This is a genomic window from Sphingomonas sp., from assembly GCF_031361285.1.
Lineage (GTDB): Bacteria > Pseudomonadota > Alphaproteobacteria > Sphingomonadales > Sphingomonadaceae > Sphingomicrobium.
In genome coordinates, this window is the sequence record NZ_JANMCO010000166.1 from 1 (window position 1) to 14,804 (window position 14,804).

Annotated in this window: 17 protein-coding genes, 1 tRNA gene and 1 pseudogene; 7 read left to right on the forward strand and 12 right to left on the reverse strand. The window is 64.7% G+C overall.

All coding sequences use genetic code 11. The annotated features are described in order from the left end of the window. Both RMO25_RS13105 and phaR read right to left on the reverse strand, forming a co-directional pair. Positions 1-410 (reverse strand): annotated as a pseudogene (locus tag RMO25_RS13105) (hypothetical protein); the annotation flags it as partial. 1 nt (position 411) lies between these two features. Continuing rightward, on the reverse strand, positions 412-936 hold the full coding sequence (gene phaR, locus RMO25_RS13110) for a polyhydroxyalkanoate synthesis repressor PhaR (RefSeq protein WP_309663046.1): 525 nt from the start codon (positions 934-936) through the stop codon (positions 412-414). A gap of 94 nt (positions 937-1,030) precedes the next feature. On the opposite strand from phaR, the gene RMO25_RS13115 reads away from it, so the two are divergent. The 3 genes from RMO25_RS13115 (at position 1,031) to RMO25_RS13125 (ending at position 2,937) form a co-directional block, all read left to right on the forward strand. Beyond that, on the forward strand, positions 1,031-2,020 hold the full coding sequence (locus RMO25_RS13115; RefSeq protein ID WP_309663047.1) for an alpha/beta hydrolase: 990 nt from the start codon (positions 1,031-1,033) through the stop codon (positions 2,018-2,020). A gap of 18 nt (positions 2,021-2,038) precedes the next feature. Further along, positions 2,039-2,115: transfer RNA gene (locus RMO25_RS13120), tRNA-Arg, on the forward strand. Positions 2,116-2,496: 381 nt separating this feature from the next. Further along, positions 2,497-2,937 carry a hypothetical protein gene (locus RMO25_RS13125; protein WP_309663048.1) on the forward strand — a complete coding sequence of 147 codons (441 nt, stop codon included), beginning with the start codon at positions 2,497-2,499 and terminating at the stop codon, positions 2,935-2,937. 49 nt (positions 2,938-2,986) lie between these two features. Here the strand turns inward: RMO25_RS13125 and RMO25_RS13130 are convergent, their stop codons facing one another. After that, complete coding sequence (locus tag RMO25_RS13130; protein ID WP_309663049.1) at positions 2,987-3,193, reverse strand: hypothetical protein; 207 nt, start codon at positions 3,191-3,193, stop codon at positions 2,987-2,989. Between the two features lie 383 nt (positions 3,194-3,576). Here RMO25_RS13130 and RMO25_RS13135 point away from each other — a divergent pair, with 383 nt between their 5' ends. Then, complete coding sequence (locus RMO25_RS13135; protein ID WP_309663050.1) at positions 3,577-4,035, forward strand: hypothetical protein; 459 nt, start codon at positions 3,577-3,579, stop codon at positions 4,033-4,035. A gap of 9 nt (positions 4,036-4,044) precedes the next feature. Beyond that, complete coding sequence (locus RMO25_RS13140; protein ID WP_309663051.1) at positions 4,045-4,761, forward strand: NAD-dependent formate dehydrogenase; 717 nt, start codon at positions 4,045-4,047, stop codon at positions 4,759-4,761. Here RMO25_RS13140 and RMO25_RS13145 read toward each other — a convergent pair. The 8 genes from RMO25_RS13145 to paaI form a co-directional block, all read right to left on the reverse strand. Then, positions 4,758-5,930 carry a 2-oxo acid dehydrogenase subunit E2 gene (locus RMO25_RS13145; RefSeq protein WP_309663052.1) on the reverse strand — a complete coding sequence of 391 codons (1,173 nt, stop codon included), beginning with the start codon at positions 5,928-5,930 and terminating at the stop codon, positions 4,758-4,760. The two genes, RMO25_RS13140 and RMO25_RS13145, sit on opposite strands and share 4 nt — an antisense overlap. Positions 5,931-5,932: 2 nt before the next feature. Beyond that, positions 5,933-7,975 carry a transketolase C-terminal domain-containing protein gene (locus RMO25_RS13150; protein WP_309663053.1) on the reverse strand — a complete coding sequence of 681 codons (2,043 nt, stop codon included), beginning with the start codon at positions 7,973-7,975 and terminating at the stop codon, positions 5,933-5,935. Between the two features lie 8 nt (positions 7,976-7,983). Next, positions 7,984-9,180 carry an amino acid aminotransferase gene (locus tag RMO25_RS13155; RefSeq protein ID WP_309663054.1) on the reverse strand — a complete coding sequence of 399 codons (1,197 nt, stop codon included), beginning with the start codon at positions 9,178-9,180 and terminating at the stop codon, positions 7,984-7,986. Between the two features lie 107 nt (positions 9,181-9,287). Continuing rightward, complete coding sequence (locus RMO25_RS13160) at positions 9,288-10,361, reverse strand: 2Fe-2S iron-sulfur cluster-binding protein (protein WP_309663055.1); 1,074 nt, start codon at positions 10,359-10,361, stop codon at positions 9,288-9,290. Position 10,362: 1 nt separating this feature from the next. Next, a complete protein-coding gene (gene paaC / locus RMO25_RS13165; protein ID WP_309663056.1) occupies positions 10,363-11,124 on the reverse strand; it encodes a 1,2-phenylacetyl-CoA epoxidase subunit PaaC in 762 nt (253 codons plus the stop codon). Continuing rightward, complete coding sequence (paaB, locus tag RMO25_RS13170) at positions 11,124-11,408, reverse strand: 1,2-phenylacetyl-CoA epoxidase subunit PaaB (RefSeq protein WP_309663057.1); 285 nt, start codon at positions 11,406-11,408, stop codon at positions 11,124-11,126. The genes paaC and paaB overlap by 1 nt, the downstream gene beginning before the upstream one ends. Next, positions 11,405-12,385: a 1,2-phenylacetyl-CoA epoxidase subunit PaaA gene (paaA, locus tag RMO25_RS13175; RefSeq protein WP_309663058.1), complete on the reverse strand. Its 981-nt coding sequence runs from the start codon at positions 12,383-12,385 to the stop codon at positions 11,405-11,407. Before paaA ends, paaB begins: the two co-directional genes overlap by 4 nt. 31 nt (positions 12,386-12,416) lie before the next feature. Then, entirely contained in the window at positions 12,417-12,842 is a 426-nt protein-coding gene (paaI, locus tag RMO25_RS13180; RefSeq protein ID WP_309663059.1) for a hydroxyphenylacetyl-CoA thioesterase PaaI, read from the reverse strand. 26 nt (positions 12,843-12,868) lie between these two features. Here paaI and paaG point away from each other — a divergent pair, with 26 nt between their 5' ends. Next, positions 12,869-13,648: a 2-(1,2-epoxy-1,2-dihydrophenyl)acetyl-CoA isomerase PaaG gene (gene paaG / locus RMO25_RS13185; protein ID WP_309663060.1), complete on the forward strand. Its 780-nt coding sequence runs from the start codon at positions 12,869-12,871 to the stop codon at positions 13,646-13,648. Between the two features lie 67 nt (positions 13,649-13,715). Then, positions 13,716-14,516 (forward strand): hypothetical protein, encoded by an 801-nt coding sequence (locus RMO25_RS13190; protein ID WP_309663061.1) that lies wholly within the window; start codon positions 13,716-13,718, stop codon positions 14,514-14,516. A gap of 57 nt (positions 14,517-14,573) precedes the next feature. On the opposite strand, the gene RMO25_RS13195 is transcribed toward RMO25_RS13190, so the two are convergent. Continuing rightward, a partial coding sequence (locus tag RMO25_RS13195) for a pyridoxal-phosphate dependent enzyme (protein WP_309663062.1) occupies positions 14,574-14,804 on the reverse strand: 231 nt, incomplete at its 5' end.

Sequence of the window (14,804 nt, forward strand, 5' to 3'; positions counted from 1 at the left end):
GGCACCACCAGCGACGCACCACCCGCCAGCCCCACCGCCATTCGTCTACGACTGAAGGCGATCGCGTCCAGCAGAGGGTCGAAGGCGCTAAAATCGGCCGTGACTCGCATCGCATTCGCTTCAAAGCGCACCGCCACATTGCGGCTCGCCGAGCTGGTCCAGACAAAAATGCTTGTCGCCGCGACCGCGCTGGTTGGTGAAAAACTCACCTGCCGTGACGCCTTGGTGCAGCGGATCAACAGCCGCGCAATGCCGCCGCTGTCGACAAAGCGCGCTTCGCTCGCCCCTGGCAGTGCCTGATAGGTCCACGCACCGGGCGCCACCGGCGCAATGCTGAAGTCGCGCGCGGGCGCTGCCGCAACCGCTTGCGCGGCCATGGTCGCGACCGCGAACACACTCGGAAACAGCATATCAGCGATCCAGCCGGTCAACCTTGGCCTGCAGCGCGGCCAGCTCGGCGCGCAGCTTCTCGACCTCGTCGTCGCGAATTTTCCTTTCGGCTTCCGCTTTTGCTGGTGGCGTAAACGCCCGGCTCGCCTCGCCGAACATCGCCATATTCTTCTTGGCCAAATCGGCCAACACATTGGTTCCGAACGCGTCGCGCATCACTGTTTGGTTGCGCTGGAACGCGTCCATCGCCGCTTCAAGATATTGCGGCACCATGCCCTGCATCGAGTTACCGTAAAGCCCGATCAGCTGGCGCAAAAAATTGACCGGCAACATGGTCGATCCGCGTGCTTCCTCATCGACGATGATCTGGGTCAGCACATGCCGCGTGATGTCTTCGCCGGTCTTGGCGTCGACCACTTCAAACTCGCGCCCGGCTTTGATCATTGCCGCCAAATGGTCGAGCGTGATGTAAGTCGAGCTTTCGGTGTCATAAAGCCGCCGGTTCGCGTACTTCTTGATTGTCGCCTTGCCCGAAGATTTCGCCATGAACCGCTCCAAAAACCCAACTGGCAGCCTACTACCGGAGCAGTGTGCACTGCAACATGAACCAGCGCCCCTGAAAGCCCCGCGGCCATTGCCGTTGTTCCTCGAACTGGTCCGGATGACCGCCGAGCGTGACCCCGGGTTGGCCCGCGCCGCGCTCGCCGGGCTCGCCGCTTATGAGCAAGCAACGCGCCCGCCACCCGTCCCGCCGCGCCCCGAATTCGCCCGCCTCGGCCCCGCCAGCCTGCGCGATCATGGCGGCGCCGGCCCGGTCGCGATCCTCATTCCCTCGCTGATCAACCCGCCGCACATCCTCGACCTCGACGCGCAAGTGTCGCTGGCGGATGCGATCGCCAATATGCACCGCCGCGTGCTGCTGCTCGATTGGGGCGCAGCGCGCGGCCGCCCCGATTTGAGCGTTTCCGGCCATGTCGAACATTTGCTGCTGCCCTTGCTGCGCGAGCTCGGTGAGCCCGCCGCGCTGATCGGCTATTGTCTCGGCGGGACGATGGCCATCGCCGCCGCCAATCTCCACCCCGTGGAACGCGTCGCCACGCTCGCCGCGCCGTGGAACTTCGCTGCCTATCCCGCCAAAGGCCGCGACGGCCTGCTGGCCATGTGGGGCCACGCCCGCGCCTCCGCCGCCGCGCTCGGCGCACTGCCGATGGAGGTCCTCCAGGCCGCCTTCTGGTCGCTGGATCCCGAACGCACCGTATCGAAATTCGCCAAGTTCGCCACGCTCGACGCCGGCGGTGCGGATGCCCGGCGGTTCGTCCGGCTCGAGGATTGGGCCAACCAGGGCGAGCCGCTCCCCTGCGCCGCCGCAGCCGAGCTGATGGAGCAATTCTTCGGCGCCGATTGCCCGGGCGGCGGCGGCTGGAGCATCGCCGGCACTGCCATCACCGACCGGCTGGCCGTGCCTTTGCTCCATTGCACCGCTGCCCACGACCGCATCACCCCGGCCGCCACCGCGCCCGCCGGCGACACCGTCGAGTTCGCTTCGGGCCACGTCGGCATGATCGTCGGCACCGCGCGCGAGATCCTCCACGCGCGCCTCAAGGCCTTTCTTGACCCGTCTTGCCGCTAAACGCTAAGCGGACGCCACGCACCCGTAGCTCAGCTGGATAGAGTACTGCCCTCCGAAGGCAGGGGTCACAGGTTCGAATCCTGTCGGGTGCGCCATTTGCGGAGTGGCCGAGCGCAAGGAGGGGATTGCGCAGCAATCGCCGACTAGCGCAAAGAGCTACGACGACCCGGCTGCGGCCGCCGCAGGACGGTCGCGCGACGACGCGGCTTTGCCGCGGCGCTTATTCCGCAGCGAAGAAGAACGAGCGCAGCGAGGACAATCCTGTCGGGTGCGCCACTTCCACCCCCAGCCGGATTCGTTTCGACTTTATGTCCGCTTTCGACCAATTGCGGACATTGCGACGAGCGTTACGCCGCAATCGACCTGCGGTTTGCAGCTTAAGATCGAGCGGACTGAAGAATGATCACTAGCGACACAGATGCTACCCCTATGGCAATCAGAATGATTAGGGCGAGGCGGAGGTCATTCCCGCTCATTTGAGCCTGCGAGATTTTGTAGACCTCGAATATCGACCGGCCGACCAGGACGAGCATCACGCCGCCCACGACGACAGCAAAAAAAGTATTCATGCAGCAAACGTGGCACATGGACTGGCGAGCGCCAAGGGCAGCTTTCCACCCGCTTCGGCCACGACCGACCCATTGCGAACCTTGGCTCGGCGCAATAGCGTGCGAAATATGAACGAGTGGCGCAGAGCTTTCGTCGTGGCCGGTTCCGTTGGGTGGATTGTCCCTCTGTGCTTGGCGATCGTGATTGGGAGGGATTTTGCCTGGCTGACGTTCCAGATTGCGAACGGCCAAGCAGAGTCGCCACCTTGGCATTGCTTTGAATTACTGCCTGCTCTCTTCTTTCTATCGATGGCTTGGCTCGCAACGGTCGTCATCTGTTGGACTTTCACGCTCACTGGAAAACGCTAACGTCCACTTTCCACCCATTGCGGACGTCAGCGGCGCCGCCAATGCTGACCTAAATCAGCTTGAGCTTTCTGCCGACGAAAACCGGAGCAATGATCGACAGCGTAATGCCGGCCAGTGAGCAGATGCCGATCCAGATGGCCATCAACGTGCCGCCGGCCGCGTACATCGCGTAAAGCACCGGCGCCGCCAGCACGAATCCGCGGATTTCGTTGACCACGAACAGGCCAACGCTCGCTTTCAGGAGCATGGCGATCAAGGCGGATACGGCTTCGTTCACCGGCCCCTAATGGCAAGGAAGGGTTAGGAAATCGTTGAAGCGTCAGCAAATTTGCCAGGCGCGAACAAATCGCTGTCCTACAGATAACCGAATGGGTTATATCATCCGACTCGGAGAGAACCAGGTGAGCGAATATAATACCAGGGAATGCGCTCCCCTGCCGAGGCGGTTGGCGAAAAACCAGTCACGAACTCCGCAAGCTGTCGAAGTGGCCAAAATGGACACACCCCCGGATTCGCTTGTTTGTGCTTGGCTGGCCCCTCGTACCGGCGCGGGAAATTCTGCGGGGCCCGGCTGTTCGACTCTTCGCCGCCGCGCCATTACGCTGCGCTTGCCCTGCCCCACGCGGAAGGAAGCTCGTCATGGCAAAAATAGTCTGCGTCCTCTACGACGATCCCAGCGGCGGGATGCCCAAGTCCTATCCCCGCGACGATCTGCCCAGGCTCGACCGCTATCCCGATGGCCAGACGCTGCCAACGCCGCACGGCATCGATTTCAACCCCGGCGACTTGCTTGGCTGCGTGTCGGGCGAATTGGGACTGCGCGCGTATCTTGAAGGCGCCGGCCACACATTGGTCGTCACGTCCGACAAGGATGGCCCGGACAGCGCATTCGAGCGTGAGCTGGTCGACGCCGACGTGGTCATTTCGCAGCCCTTCTGGCCGGCCTATCTGACCACCGAACGGATCGCCAAGGCGCCCAACCTCAAGCTCGCGCTGACCGCCGGGATCGGCTCCGACCATGTCGACCTGCAGTCGGCGATCGACCGCGGCATCACGGTGGCCGAGGTCACCTTCTGCAACTCGATCAGCGTCGCCTAACATGTCGTGATGATGATCCTGTCGCTGGTCCGCAATTATCTGCCGTCGCACGACGTCGTGCGGCGCGGCGGCTGGGACATCGCCGATTGCGCCGCCCGCTCCTACGACGTCGAAGGCATGCACGTCGGCACCGTCGCCGCCGGCCGCATCGGCAGCGCGGTGTTACGCCGCCTGAAGCCGTTCGACATGCATCTCCATTACACCGACCGCCACCGTTTGTCGGCCGAGGTCGAACGCGAACTGGGCGTTACCTGGCACGACCGCGTCGAGGATATGGTCGCGGTCTGCGACGTGGTGACGATCAACTGCCCGCTGCATCCCGAAACCGAACATATGTTCGACGCCGAAATGCTGTCGAAAATGAAGCGCGGCGCTTATCTGGTGAACACCGCGCGCGGCAAGATCGTCGATCGCGACGCCGTCGTCGCGGCGCTCGAAAGCGGGCAGCTGGCGGGCTACGCCGGCGACGTCTGGTTCCCGCAGCCAGCGCCGAGCAACCATCCCTGGCGGACCATGCCGCACCACGGCATGACCCCGCATATCTCGGGCACCAGCCTGTCGGCCCAGGCGCGTTACGCCGCCGGCACGCGCGAGATCCTCGAATGCTTTTTTGAAGGCCGTCCAATCCGCGACGAATATCTGATCGTCCAGGGCGGCCATCTCGCCGGTGCCGGCGCGCACAGCTACAGCCCCGGCGACGCGACCGATGGTGCGGAGAAAGCCTAGGCCGGCGGCCAGCCTTCGATAATCTCGACGAAGCGGCTGAGCCAGGCGTTGGTCTGGTGCCCGTCGACGACCCTGTGGTCGATGGTCAGCGTGACATAAGCCATCGGCAGGATGACGATCGCGTCGTCGCCATCGACCTCGCGCACCATGACGCGCTTCTGAAGTTTGCCGACGCCGAGGATCGCCGCCTGGCCGGCATGAAGGATGATTGGCGCTGCCAGTAGCGAGCCCGAGACGCCGTGGTTGGAGATGGTGAAGCTGCCGCCCGAAACGTCGCTGCCGGTGAGCTTGCCTTCGCGGGCGCGCCTGGTGAGATCGTCGAGCTTGGCGCCAATCTGCTCCAGGCTCAGCGAGCCCGCGTCCTTGACCACTGGGACCACCAATCCCTTGTCGCCAAGCGCGGTGCCGACGCCGATGTCGATCGTCGGCGCAATGGCGATGCGGTCGCTCTCCCAACGTCCGTTGATCGCCGGCGCCACGCCCATCGCCTCAGCCGCGGCCTTGACGATATAGGCGGTGTAACTGAGCTTGGTGCCCCGCTTTGCAGACGCCGCCTTGTGCGCCGCGACCCCCGAGAAATCGGCTTCGAACAGCGCCGTCACATGCGGCGCCTCGGCCACCGCGCGGACCATGTTCTCGGCGATTTTGAGCCGCATCCGGTCGTGCGGGATGTCGGTGGTGGAGGGGCCGGTTCCCAACGCCCGCTCGACATCTTCGCGAGTGATCCGCCCGCCGCGCCCCGTTCCCTGGATGCGCGACGGCTCGATCCCGTGCTGTTGCAGCGCGCGGCGGACCGAGGGCGACAGTCGCTCTTCCCTGTTCCCCGGCGCAGGCCGGGGCCCAGGACGCGGAGCGTGCAGCGTCTGCGGACGCTCCTGGACCCCGGCCTCGGGTCCCATCAAAGTATTACTTTGATGGGTGCCCTGCGCCGGGGAACGGCCAGCGTCGATCCGCCCGAGCAGCGCCCCCGGCACCGCATCCGCATCCGTATCGAGCACGATCTCCGCCAGCACACCGGCGGCCGGCGCGGGCACCTCTTGCGTCACCTTGTCGGTCTCAAGCTCCACCAGCGGATCGTTGACCGCGACCGTATCGCCGATCTGTTTGAGCCACGCGCGAACGACCGCCTTGGTGCCCTCTTGCTCGTCGGGAACCAGGATATCGATCACGCTCAGAAACCCACCAGTCGGTCGATTGCGACGCGGATGCTCGCCGCCGACGGCAGCGCCGCTTCCATCAGTGTCGGATGATGCGGGCTCGGGATGTCGGGCATCGTAACCCGCGCCACCGGCGCATCCAGATCGAGGAACGCTTCGTCGGCGACCACCGCGGCGATCTCGGCACCGAAGCCGCCGGTGCGCAGATCCTCGTGGACGATCAGGCAGCGCCGCGTCCGCGCCACGCTGTCGAGCACCATCTCGCGGTCCCACGGCATCAGCGTGCGCAGGTCGATGACGTCGGCCGACACGCCTTCCGCCGCCGCCTCGCAACGCGGCACCATCGCGCCCCAGGTGACGATCGTGATTGCGTCGCCCTCACGCGTCTTCTTGGCTCTTCCGAACGGCAGGACGTAATCGTCGCCCGGCCACGGCCGCCGCGCCCAGGCATCGTCGAGCATCGCCCGATGCTCGAAGAACAGCACCGGGTCGTTGCCGCGCAGTGCTCCCCGCAGCAGCCCGACCGCGTCTTCGGCATTGGACGGCACCGCGACCAGCCAGCCGGGATTGTGGACGAACTGCACCTCGTTGGTCTGGCTGTGCCACGGGTCGCCGCATTTGAAGAAGCCGCCGGGCACCCGCAACACCATCGGCGCGGCGAAGCGGTTGTGGGTGCGCCAGCGCATCGTCCCAATATCGTTGATCTGCTCGGTCGCCGGTTCGGCATATTTGCGGAACTGGATTTCGGGCACCGGCATCAGTCCGGCCAGCGCCATGCCCGCCGCGCGGCCGACGATGCCTTCCTCGTTCAGGCTGGTGTCGAACACGCGGGCCCTGCCGAACTTGTCCTGCAGGCCAAGCGTCACCGCATGGACGCCGCCCTTGGGCCCGACATCCTCACCGAACACCAGCACGCGCGGATTGCCGGCCAGCTCCTGGTCGAGCGTCCGGCGGATCGCCGTCACCATGTTGATCCGTTGGCCGTCGGGGTGCGGTTCGTCGGTCGATTGCGGCGGCGTGAAGCCGTGGTTCACTTGTCCGCCGACCTGCTGCGGTTCGCCTTCGAAAAACACGTTATCGGTGACACGCTCCGGGCTCGATACGCCCCGCGCCTCCGCCTCGGCCAAAGCCGCTGCAACCGTCGCTGCGGCATCCGCTTCCATATCTGGCCAATCGAGCGTCGTCGCAAACGCCTGCAACTTGGGCAGCGGATCGCGCGCCCATTCGGCCTTGATCTCCGCTTCGCTCTTATAGCCTTGCGTGTCCTGGAAACTGTGACCTTCGAGCCGCGGCATCGTCAGGCGCAGCAACACCGGCGCCCGCTGGGTCCGGACTTGCGCCACCGCCTCGCGCACCAGGCGCGCCGCTTCCTCGGGCTCGGTGCCGTCGCCGTTGAAGATCGTCAGTCCGGCAAAACTGGCGAGATTGGCGGCGATGTCCTTGCCGGGAGTCTGAAAATCCGACGGCACCGAGATGCCGTAACCATTGTCCTCGATGTACATGAGCAGCGGCAATGCTTGCGTCGTCGCAATCGTTAGCGCCGACCAAAATCCGCCAGTGGCGCAGCTCGCGTCGCCGCCGAGCACGACGGCGATGGCATCTTGCGGCCCCTCGCCCAGCACTTCGGCCTTATAGGCGATCGCCTGCGCCCAGCCCGCTGCCGGCGTATATTGCGCGCCTACCCCGCCGCACATCGGCAGTGCGTGGGCGCCGCCCGGATTGGGAAAGTTGAACACCACGCCGATATCGCGGCCATCGGAATAGCCGCCCGCCAGCCCCATGCCGGAACCCAATGCATCGGCCAGCGGCACACCCAGCGCGAGCAACAATGGCCGCGACCGATAATAACCGCAGGCCGCGTCGCCATCTTTGAGCTGCATGCCCAATAGCACCTGCGCCATGTCGTGACCGCGGGCCGAAAATTGATAGAAGATCTTTTTTTGCGGAACGAGTTCCTGTTCCTCGATCCGGTCCATCTCGCGGCTGGTCAGGACCAGGCGCGCAACCTCGCGCCAATCGACATCGGTACTGACGCGACCGGCGTCCCGCTCAGCCATGGAACGGTTCAGCCATCGAGGGTCTCGACCACGGCCTCGACGAACCGGTCGATCGAATGGTCCGCCATGCCGACGACATTGAACCGCCCGCTGTCGGCCATGTAGATCGCGTGGCGCTCGCGCAACGCAATGACCTGGTCCTTTGAAAACGGCAGCATCGAAAACATGCCGAATTGCTGGCCGATGTAAGCGAGGCGCGGGTCGGCCGCGGCAATGCGCTGGCGGACCGAATTGATCCGGGTCCGCATCGCATCCAGCTCGATGTGCCAGTCGGCCTTGAGCTTTGGATCGTCGAGGATGATGTGCACCGCCGCGGCGCCATGATCGGGCGGCATCGACCACATTTCGCGCGACCGCTGGAACACATGCGCCATCGCTTTGGTGGTTGCCTCAACCGACCCCGTCTTGACGAACAGCGACCCGACGCGGTCGCGATAGACGCTGAAACTCTTGTCGCAGCTTTGCGCGGCGATGACTTCGTCGCTCGCAGCAAGGATACCGCGCAGGCCCGCCGCATCCTCGTCGAGCCCCCGGCCGAACCCTTGGTAAGCGATGTCGACGAACGGCAGCAGGCCGCGCTCGGCGATCACTCGCGTCACCTCGGCCCATTGCGCAGCGTCGAGGTCGGCACCGGTCGGGTTGTGACAAACGCCGTGGAGTAATGCGACGTCGCCTTCGCGCGCGGCGCCGAGACTTTGCAGCATCGCGTCGAAGTGAATCACATGCCCGTCGCGGTCGTAATAGGGATATTCGACGATCTCCAACCCGACGCTGCGGATGATCGGCGCATGATTGGGCCAGGTCGGGGTGCCCATCAGAACCCGCGCGTTAGGATTGGCGGTCCGAATGAGCTCGAACCCCAAGCGCAACGCGCCGCAGCCGCCCGGCGTCTGCAATCCCGCAATCCGTTCATCGCCGGCATGCGGCCCGAGCAGGATCGGCCGCAGCAATTCGGCGAAACGCTTGTCACCAGCGCTGCCGAGATAGGCCTTGGTTACCTGCGTATCGAAGAGCCGCTGTTCGGCCTGCTTCATCACTTTGAGGATCGGCGTATTCCCGACGGCATCGCGGAACACGCCTACGCCGACATCGATTTTGTCGGGCCGCGGATCGGCGTTGGCCATGGCGATCAGGGCCAACAGCGAATCACTGATGACGGGCGGTAGGTCGGCAAGCGCTCTTGCCCTGGTGGTTTCGGTCAGCATCGGACGGCGATTAGCGCGACTTCTTCGTCATTGCGAGCGTAGCGCGGCAATCCAGTTTTTTGTTCCGGCTGGGTTGCCGCGTCGCCCAGGGCTCCTCGCAATGGCGGTTAAGCGTCGTAATCGACCGCGACGCCGTCGCCGACCGGCACTGACTGGCACGTCAGCACATAGCCGTCCGCGACTTCTTCGTCAGTCAGGCCATAACGCGCCGCCATCTCGACCTTGCCGCTCACGACTTTCGCCCGGCACGTCGCGCACACGCCCGCCTTGCACGCGAACGGCGCCGGCAGCCCGGCAGCGCGGGCGCTGTCGAGGATGTTGCTTTGGGTGAATTCGACTCTGCGGGTGCGACCGTCGAGCGTGACCGACAGTGTTGCGCCGACCGCCTTGGCCTCCAGCTTCGCCATTTCCTGCGTCAGCGCCGCCGAGGGACGGCCGGCGGTGAAGCGCTCGATGTGGATGCGCTCTTTGGCGACAGCGCGCTCGAGCAACGCGGCTTCCGCCGCGTCCATCATCGGTCCGGGGCCGCAGATGAACCACGCGTCGACCTCGCTCGCATCGCCAACCAGCTGCTCGATTGCATTGCCGCACATCGCCTGGTCGAGCATGCCGTTGAACAAGGCCACGTCGCCCGCTTCCTCGGCGAGGAAATGGTAGAGCTCGAACCGCCCCATATAGCGGTCCTTGAGGTCGGCGAGCGCGTCGAGGAAAATCACCGACGAGCTGTCACGGTTGCCGTAGAATAAGGTGAAGCGGCTGTTCGGCTCCTGCTTCAACGCGGTCTTGATCAGCGAAATGACCGGGGTGATTCCCGACCCGCCGGCAAAACCGACATAGCGGCGCGACGCTTTCGGATCGAACTCAGTCGTGAAGCTGCCGTGCGGCGGCATGACGTCGATCAAGTCGCCGGGCTTTAAATTGTCGCCGACCCAGTTGGAAAACACCCCGCCGGCGATACGTTTGACGGTCACCATCCAGTCCTGGTCGTCGGGCGCGGTGCACAGCGAATAGTTACGGCGCAATTCCTCGCCGCCGATCTCGGCCTTGAGCGTCAGATGCTGCCCGGCCTTGAAGGCAAACGCCTCGCGCAGATCAGGCAGAATCTCGAACCGAATTGAATTGGCTTCGGCCGTCTCGGGCACGATCTCGACAACGCGCAAGGCGTGGAAGTGGGCGATCATCCTACCAGGTCGCGTCGGGGTAGGTGCGCGGCAAATATTGCATCGGCGCGAGCAGATGACCGAGATGCTCGCTGTGATGGCCGCGCCGCCCGCCAAGGATCGGCCGCTGGTCTGCCGGTACGTCGAGTTTCGCGTCGGCCAGCACCGCCGCCAGCGCTGATCGATACTCGTCCTCGAACTTCCGCGGATCGACCGCGATCCCCCGCGCGATCAGCCCCTCGAGCAATGCATCAACCTCGAACAACTCAGGGACAAATCGCCAGCACCAGTCGAGCCCGTCGCGCATCCGCGCCGTGCTTTCGTCAGTCCCGTCTCCCAGCCGCACCGTCCACTCCGACGCGAGCTCGTAATGATAGGCGACTTCCTTGACTGCCTTGGCGGCAATCTCGCGCAGGGCCTGGTCGCTGGACTCGCTCAGCCGCTGGTAGAGGAGGTGTTGCCAGGTCGAGAAAAGCAGTTGCCGCGCGATCGTCCGGCCAAAATCACCATTGGGCTGTTCGACCAGCAGGCAATTGCGAAAATCGAGCACGTCGCGGTGGAAGGCGAGCTGATCTGCGTCGCCCGCCGCGCCGAGCAAATGCGTCGCCTGCCCGATGAGGTCGAGCGCGAGATTGGTCAGGCTCAGGTCAACTTCGAGCGCCGGCGCGTGCCCGCACCATTCGCCCAAGCGCTGGCCAAGGATCAGCGCATCGTCGCCCAGCCGCAGCAAGTAATCGACGCGCGCTTCATCGGCGCCACGAACATCAAGCGAAGCCGTCGCCATCAGATGTGTTTCACTTCGTCCGGGATGTCGTAGAATGTCGGGTGGCGGTAAATTTTGTCCTGCGCCGGTTCGAACATCGGCCCCGCTTCATCGGGGTCGGACGCGACGATCTCCGCCGACGGCACGACCCACAGGCTCACCCCTTCGCTGCGCCGCGTGTACGTGTCGCGCGCGTGGCGGAGCGCGAGCTGCGCGTCAGGAGCATGAACGCTGCCAACGTGACGATGCGCCAGGCCAGCCTTGGCGCGGACGAAGACTTCCCACAGCGGCCAGTCACTGCTCACGCCGCCGCCCTTGCGCGCCGCTTGTCTTCATGTGCGGCGGCCGCGTCGCGCACCCAGGCGCCGTCGTCCCAGGCCGCGCGGCGTGCCGCCATCCGTTCCTTGGCGACCGGGCCTTCGCCTCGCACCACCGCGTAAAATTCTTCCCAGTCGACTTCGCCGAAATCGTAACCGTCCTTGGCCGCGTTCCACTGGAGGTCCGGGTCCGGCACCTTGAGGCCAATGAAATCCGCCTGCGGCGCGGTGATGTCGACGAATTTCTGCCGTAGCTCATCATTGGTGTCGCGCTTGATCCGCCAGCGCATTGATTGCGCGGTGTTCGGGCTGTCCTCGTCGGGCGGGCCGAACATCATCAGGCTTGGCCACCACCAGCGGTTTAAGGCGTCCTGCGCCATGCGCTTCTGCTCCGCCGTCCCGCCCGCCATCGCGATCATGATTTCGTAGCCCTGACGCTGGTGGAAGCTCTCTTCCTTGCACACCCGGACCATCGCCCGGGCATACGGCCCATAAGAGGTGCGCTGCAGCGGCACCTGGTTCATGATCGCGGCGCCGTCGACCAGCCAGCCGATCGCGCCGATGTCGGCCCAGGTCAGCGACGGATAATTGAAGATGGTCGAATATTTGGCTTTGCCCGAGTGCAGCGCCTCGATCATTGCGTCGCGGCTGGTGCCAAGCGTCTCCGCCGCGCAGTACAGATAGAGCCCGTGGCCGGCCTCGTCCTGGACCTTGGCGAGGAGGATCGCTTTGCGCCGCAGCGACGGCGCGCGCGAAATCCAATTGCCCTCGGGCAGCATGCCGACGATCTCGCTATGCGCGTGCTGCGACACCTGTCGCACCAGCGTCCGCCGATAGGCTTCGGGCATCCAGTCCTTGGGCTCGATGAACTCGTCCGCCGCCACCCGTGCCTCGAACGCGGCGAGCAGCTTGGGGTCCTCGAGCGACTGAACGGTCGCGGTCTTGCCTAATTCGGTGGTGTACATGGGTCTGATGTAGCCTTTGGGGCGGTAACGTTCAAACTGTGACGACCGGTCCGCCAATCGTGCGCGAGTATCCGGTGAATTCGGCAACCGCTCGCCCGTCCGTCGTCCGCACTGCCACGCGCGTCACGCCGCCGCGTCCCGCAGTTGCGACCTCTTCCGCCTCGGCGATCAATGTTTCGCCTTCCTGCGCGCTGCCGAGAAAGACGATCGAGGCCTGGGCGGCGACATTCTTCTCGTTGCCGCCATTGCAGACATAAGCGAACGCGGTGTCGGCGAGCGCGAACACCATCCCGCCGTGCGCGATGCGGTGGCCATTGAGCATGGTGGCGGTGAGCGTCATCGAAATCCGCGCATAACCTTCCCGCGCTTCCTCAATGGCGATGCCCCAGACGGGGCCGGTGCCCTCGGACGCCAGCATCTCGTGCGCGACCCGCTTTGCTAGATCGTTTGCGTCCATACCCCCTCCTTCGCTAGTCGGTTGGCATGGCTTACGAAACAATCGACTTCAAGCTGGACGGCGCCGTCGCGCGGATCACTTTGAACCGCCCCGACCGCCTCAACAGCTTTACCGCGCAGATGCACGGAGAGTTGCGCGACGTGCTCAACTCAATTGGCGATGCGCGAGTCGTCGTCCTGACCGGGGCCGGCCGCGCCTTTTGCGCCGGCCAGGACCTCAACGATCGCTCCGTCGCGTCCGACCAGCCGGTCGACCTCGGCATGACGGTCGAAACCAGCTGGAACCCGCTGATCAAGACCCTGGTGACGCTTCCCAAGCCGGTGATTGCGCGAGTCAATGGCGTCGCCGCCGGCGCTGGCGCCAATATCGCGCTCGCCTGCGACATGGTCGTCGCCGCCAAGTCGGCCAAATTCATCCAGAGCTTTGCCGCCATCGGCCTGATCCCCGACAGCGGCGGCACCTGGGTGTTGCCCCGCCTTGTTGGCCAGGCGCGCGCGCTCGGCCTGGCGCTCACCGGCGAGCCTCTGCCCGCCGAAACCGCGGCGGACTGGGGCCTCATCTGGAAAGCGGTCGATGACGACCTGTTAGACGCCGAAGTTGATGCCCTGGCTACCAAACTTGCCTCGCTGCCGCCGCTCGGACTTAGCGCCATCAAGGAGATGATCCGCTCGTCGTGGGGCCACAGCCTCGACCAGGAGCTCACCCGCCAGCGCGACGAAATGCGCCGGCTAGGCTTCACCGCCGACTATCGCGAAGGCGTCGCCGCATTTCTCGAGAAACGCGCCCCGAAATTCACCGGCCGTTAGCAGTCCGGAACGATCGGCCTCCACCGCGGTTAACCTTTCTCTCTCACGTCCTGCCGAAAGACAATCAATGACCGCTACCGACCGCACGATGCTCAGCAAGGTGCCGCTCGTCACGCTTGCTTTTTGGGTGATCAAGATCCTTGCCACCACGGTCGGCGAGACCGGCGCCGACTACCTCAACTTCAACCTGGGGTTCGGGTTGACAGCGACCTCGCTGTTCACCGCGGCAATGCTGGCCGGCTTCCTCTGGCTACAGCTGCGTGAGGACCGCTATGTGGCGTGGCTCTACTGGATCTGCGTGGTTTTCCTAAGCATCGTCGGCACGCTCATCACTGACAATCTGAGCGATAATTTCGGCGTCAGCCTGTACGTCACGACCGCGCTATTCGCCGTGGCGCTGGCGGGGACCTTTATCGCCTGGCACCGCGCTGAGCGCACGCTGTCGATCCACGATATCACCACTCCGGCGCGCGAACGCTATTACTGGCTGGCGATCCTGTTCACCTTCGCGCTCGGCACCGCCGCGGGCGATTTGATCAGCGAGCAAATGGGGCTGGGCTATACGCTGACCGGCGTGATCATCGGCGGGCTGATCGTGCTGATCACGATCGGTTATTACGCCAAAGTCCTCGGCCCGGTGCTGGCGTTCTGGGCAGCCTATGTGATGACCCGGCCGCTCGGCGCGTCGATGGGCGATTTCCTGACCCAGGCGCCCAGGGACGGCGGCCTCGGCCTGTCGACGATGACGATCAGCGCGGTGTTCCTGGTGATCATCGTTGTGCTCGTCGCTTACCTTACGATCAGCAAGATCGACGTCGAAAGGGACATGGCGGCGAGCCTCGAGCAACAGCCTTTGGGTTCGTCCTAACCGATCTCGACGGGCAGTCTCATCGAAAGGTGTGTGCCCAAGTTTACCGGGCGCTGATCACTCCGCGACCAGCTCGGCGAATGTCTTGAGATCGATGTTGCCGCCCGAGACGATGCAGACGATTGGACCCTCGCCGGCTTCACCAGTCAACGCCGCGGCCAGGGCCAAAGCGCCGGCGCCCTCGGCGATCACCCGCGCCTTGTCGGCCATCAGCCGCATCGCACCGCGGACCTGGTCGAGCGAGACCGTGATCGAACCATCGACCACCGCCTGCATCCGCTCCCACAT

Excerpts from the sequence above, each read along its gene's own strand:
- RMO25_RS13140 (WP_309663051.1), top strand. The coding sequence starts at position 4,045 with ATGATGATCCTGTCGCTGGTCCGCAATTATCTGCCGTCGCACGACGTC.
- paaA (WP_309663058.1), bottom strand. The coding sequence starts at position 12,385 with ATGTACACCACCGAATTAGGCAAGACCGCGACCGTTCAGTCGCTCGAG.
- RMO25_RS13160 (WP_309663055.1), bottom strand. The coding sequence starts at position 10,361 with ATGATCGCCCACTTCCACGCCTTGCGCGTTGTCGAGATCGTGCCCGAG.
- phaR (WP_309663046.1), bottom strand. The coding sequence starts at position 936 with ATGGCGAAATCTTCGGGCAAGGCGACAATCAAGAAGTACGCGAACCGG.
- RMO25_RS13135 (WP_309663050.1), top strand. The coding sequence starts at position 3,577 with ATGGCAAAAATAGTCTGCGTCCTCTACGACGATCCCAGCGGCGGGATG.
- RMO25_RS13155 (WP_309663054.1), bottom strand. The coding sequence starts at position 9,180 with ATGCTGACCGAAACCACCAGGGCAAGAGCGCTTGCCGACCTACCGCCC.
- RMO25_RS13190 (WP_309663061.1), top strand. The coding sequence starts at position 13,716 with ATGACCGCTACCGACCGCACGATGCTCAGCAAGGTGCCGCTCGTCACG.
- paaC (WP_309663056.1), bottom strand. The coding sequence starts at position 11,124 with ATGGCGACGGCTTCGCTTGATGTTCGTGGCGCCGATGAAGCGCGCGTC.
- paaI (WP_309663059.1), bottom strand. The coding sequence starts at position 12,842 with ATGGACGCAAACGATCTAGCAAAGCGGGTCGCGCACGAGATGCTGGCG.
- RMO25_RS13150 (WP_309663053.1), bottom strand. The coding sequence starts at position 7,975 with ATGGCTGAGCGGGACGCCGGTCGCGTCAGTACCGATGTCGATTGGCGC.
- paaG (WP_309663060.1), top strand. The coding sequence starts at position 12,869 with ATGGCTTACGAAACAATCGACTTCAAGCTGGACGGCGCCGTCGCGCGG.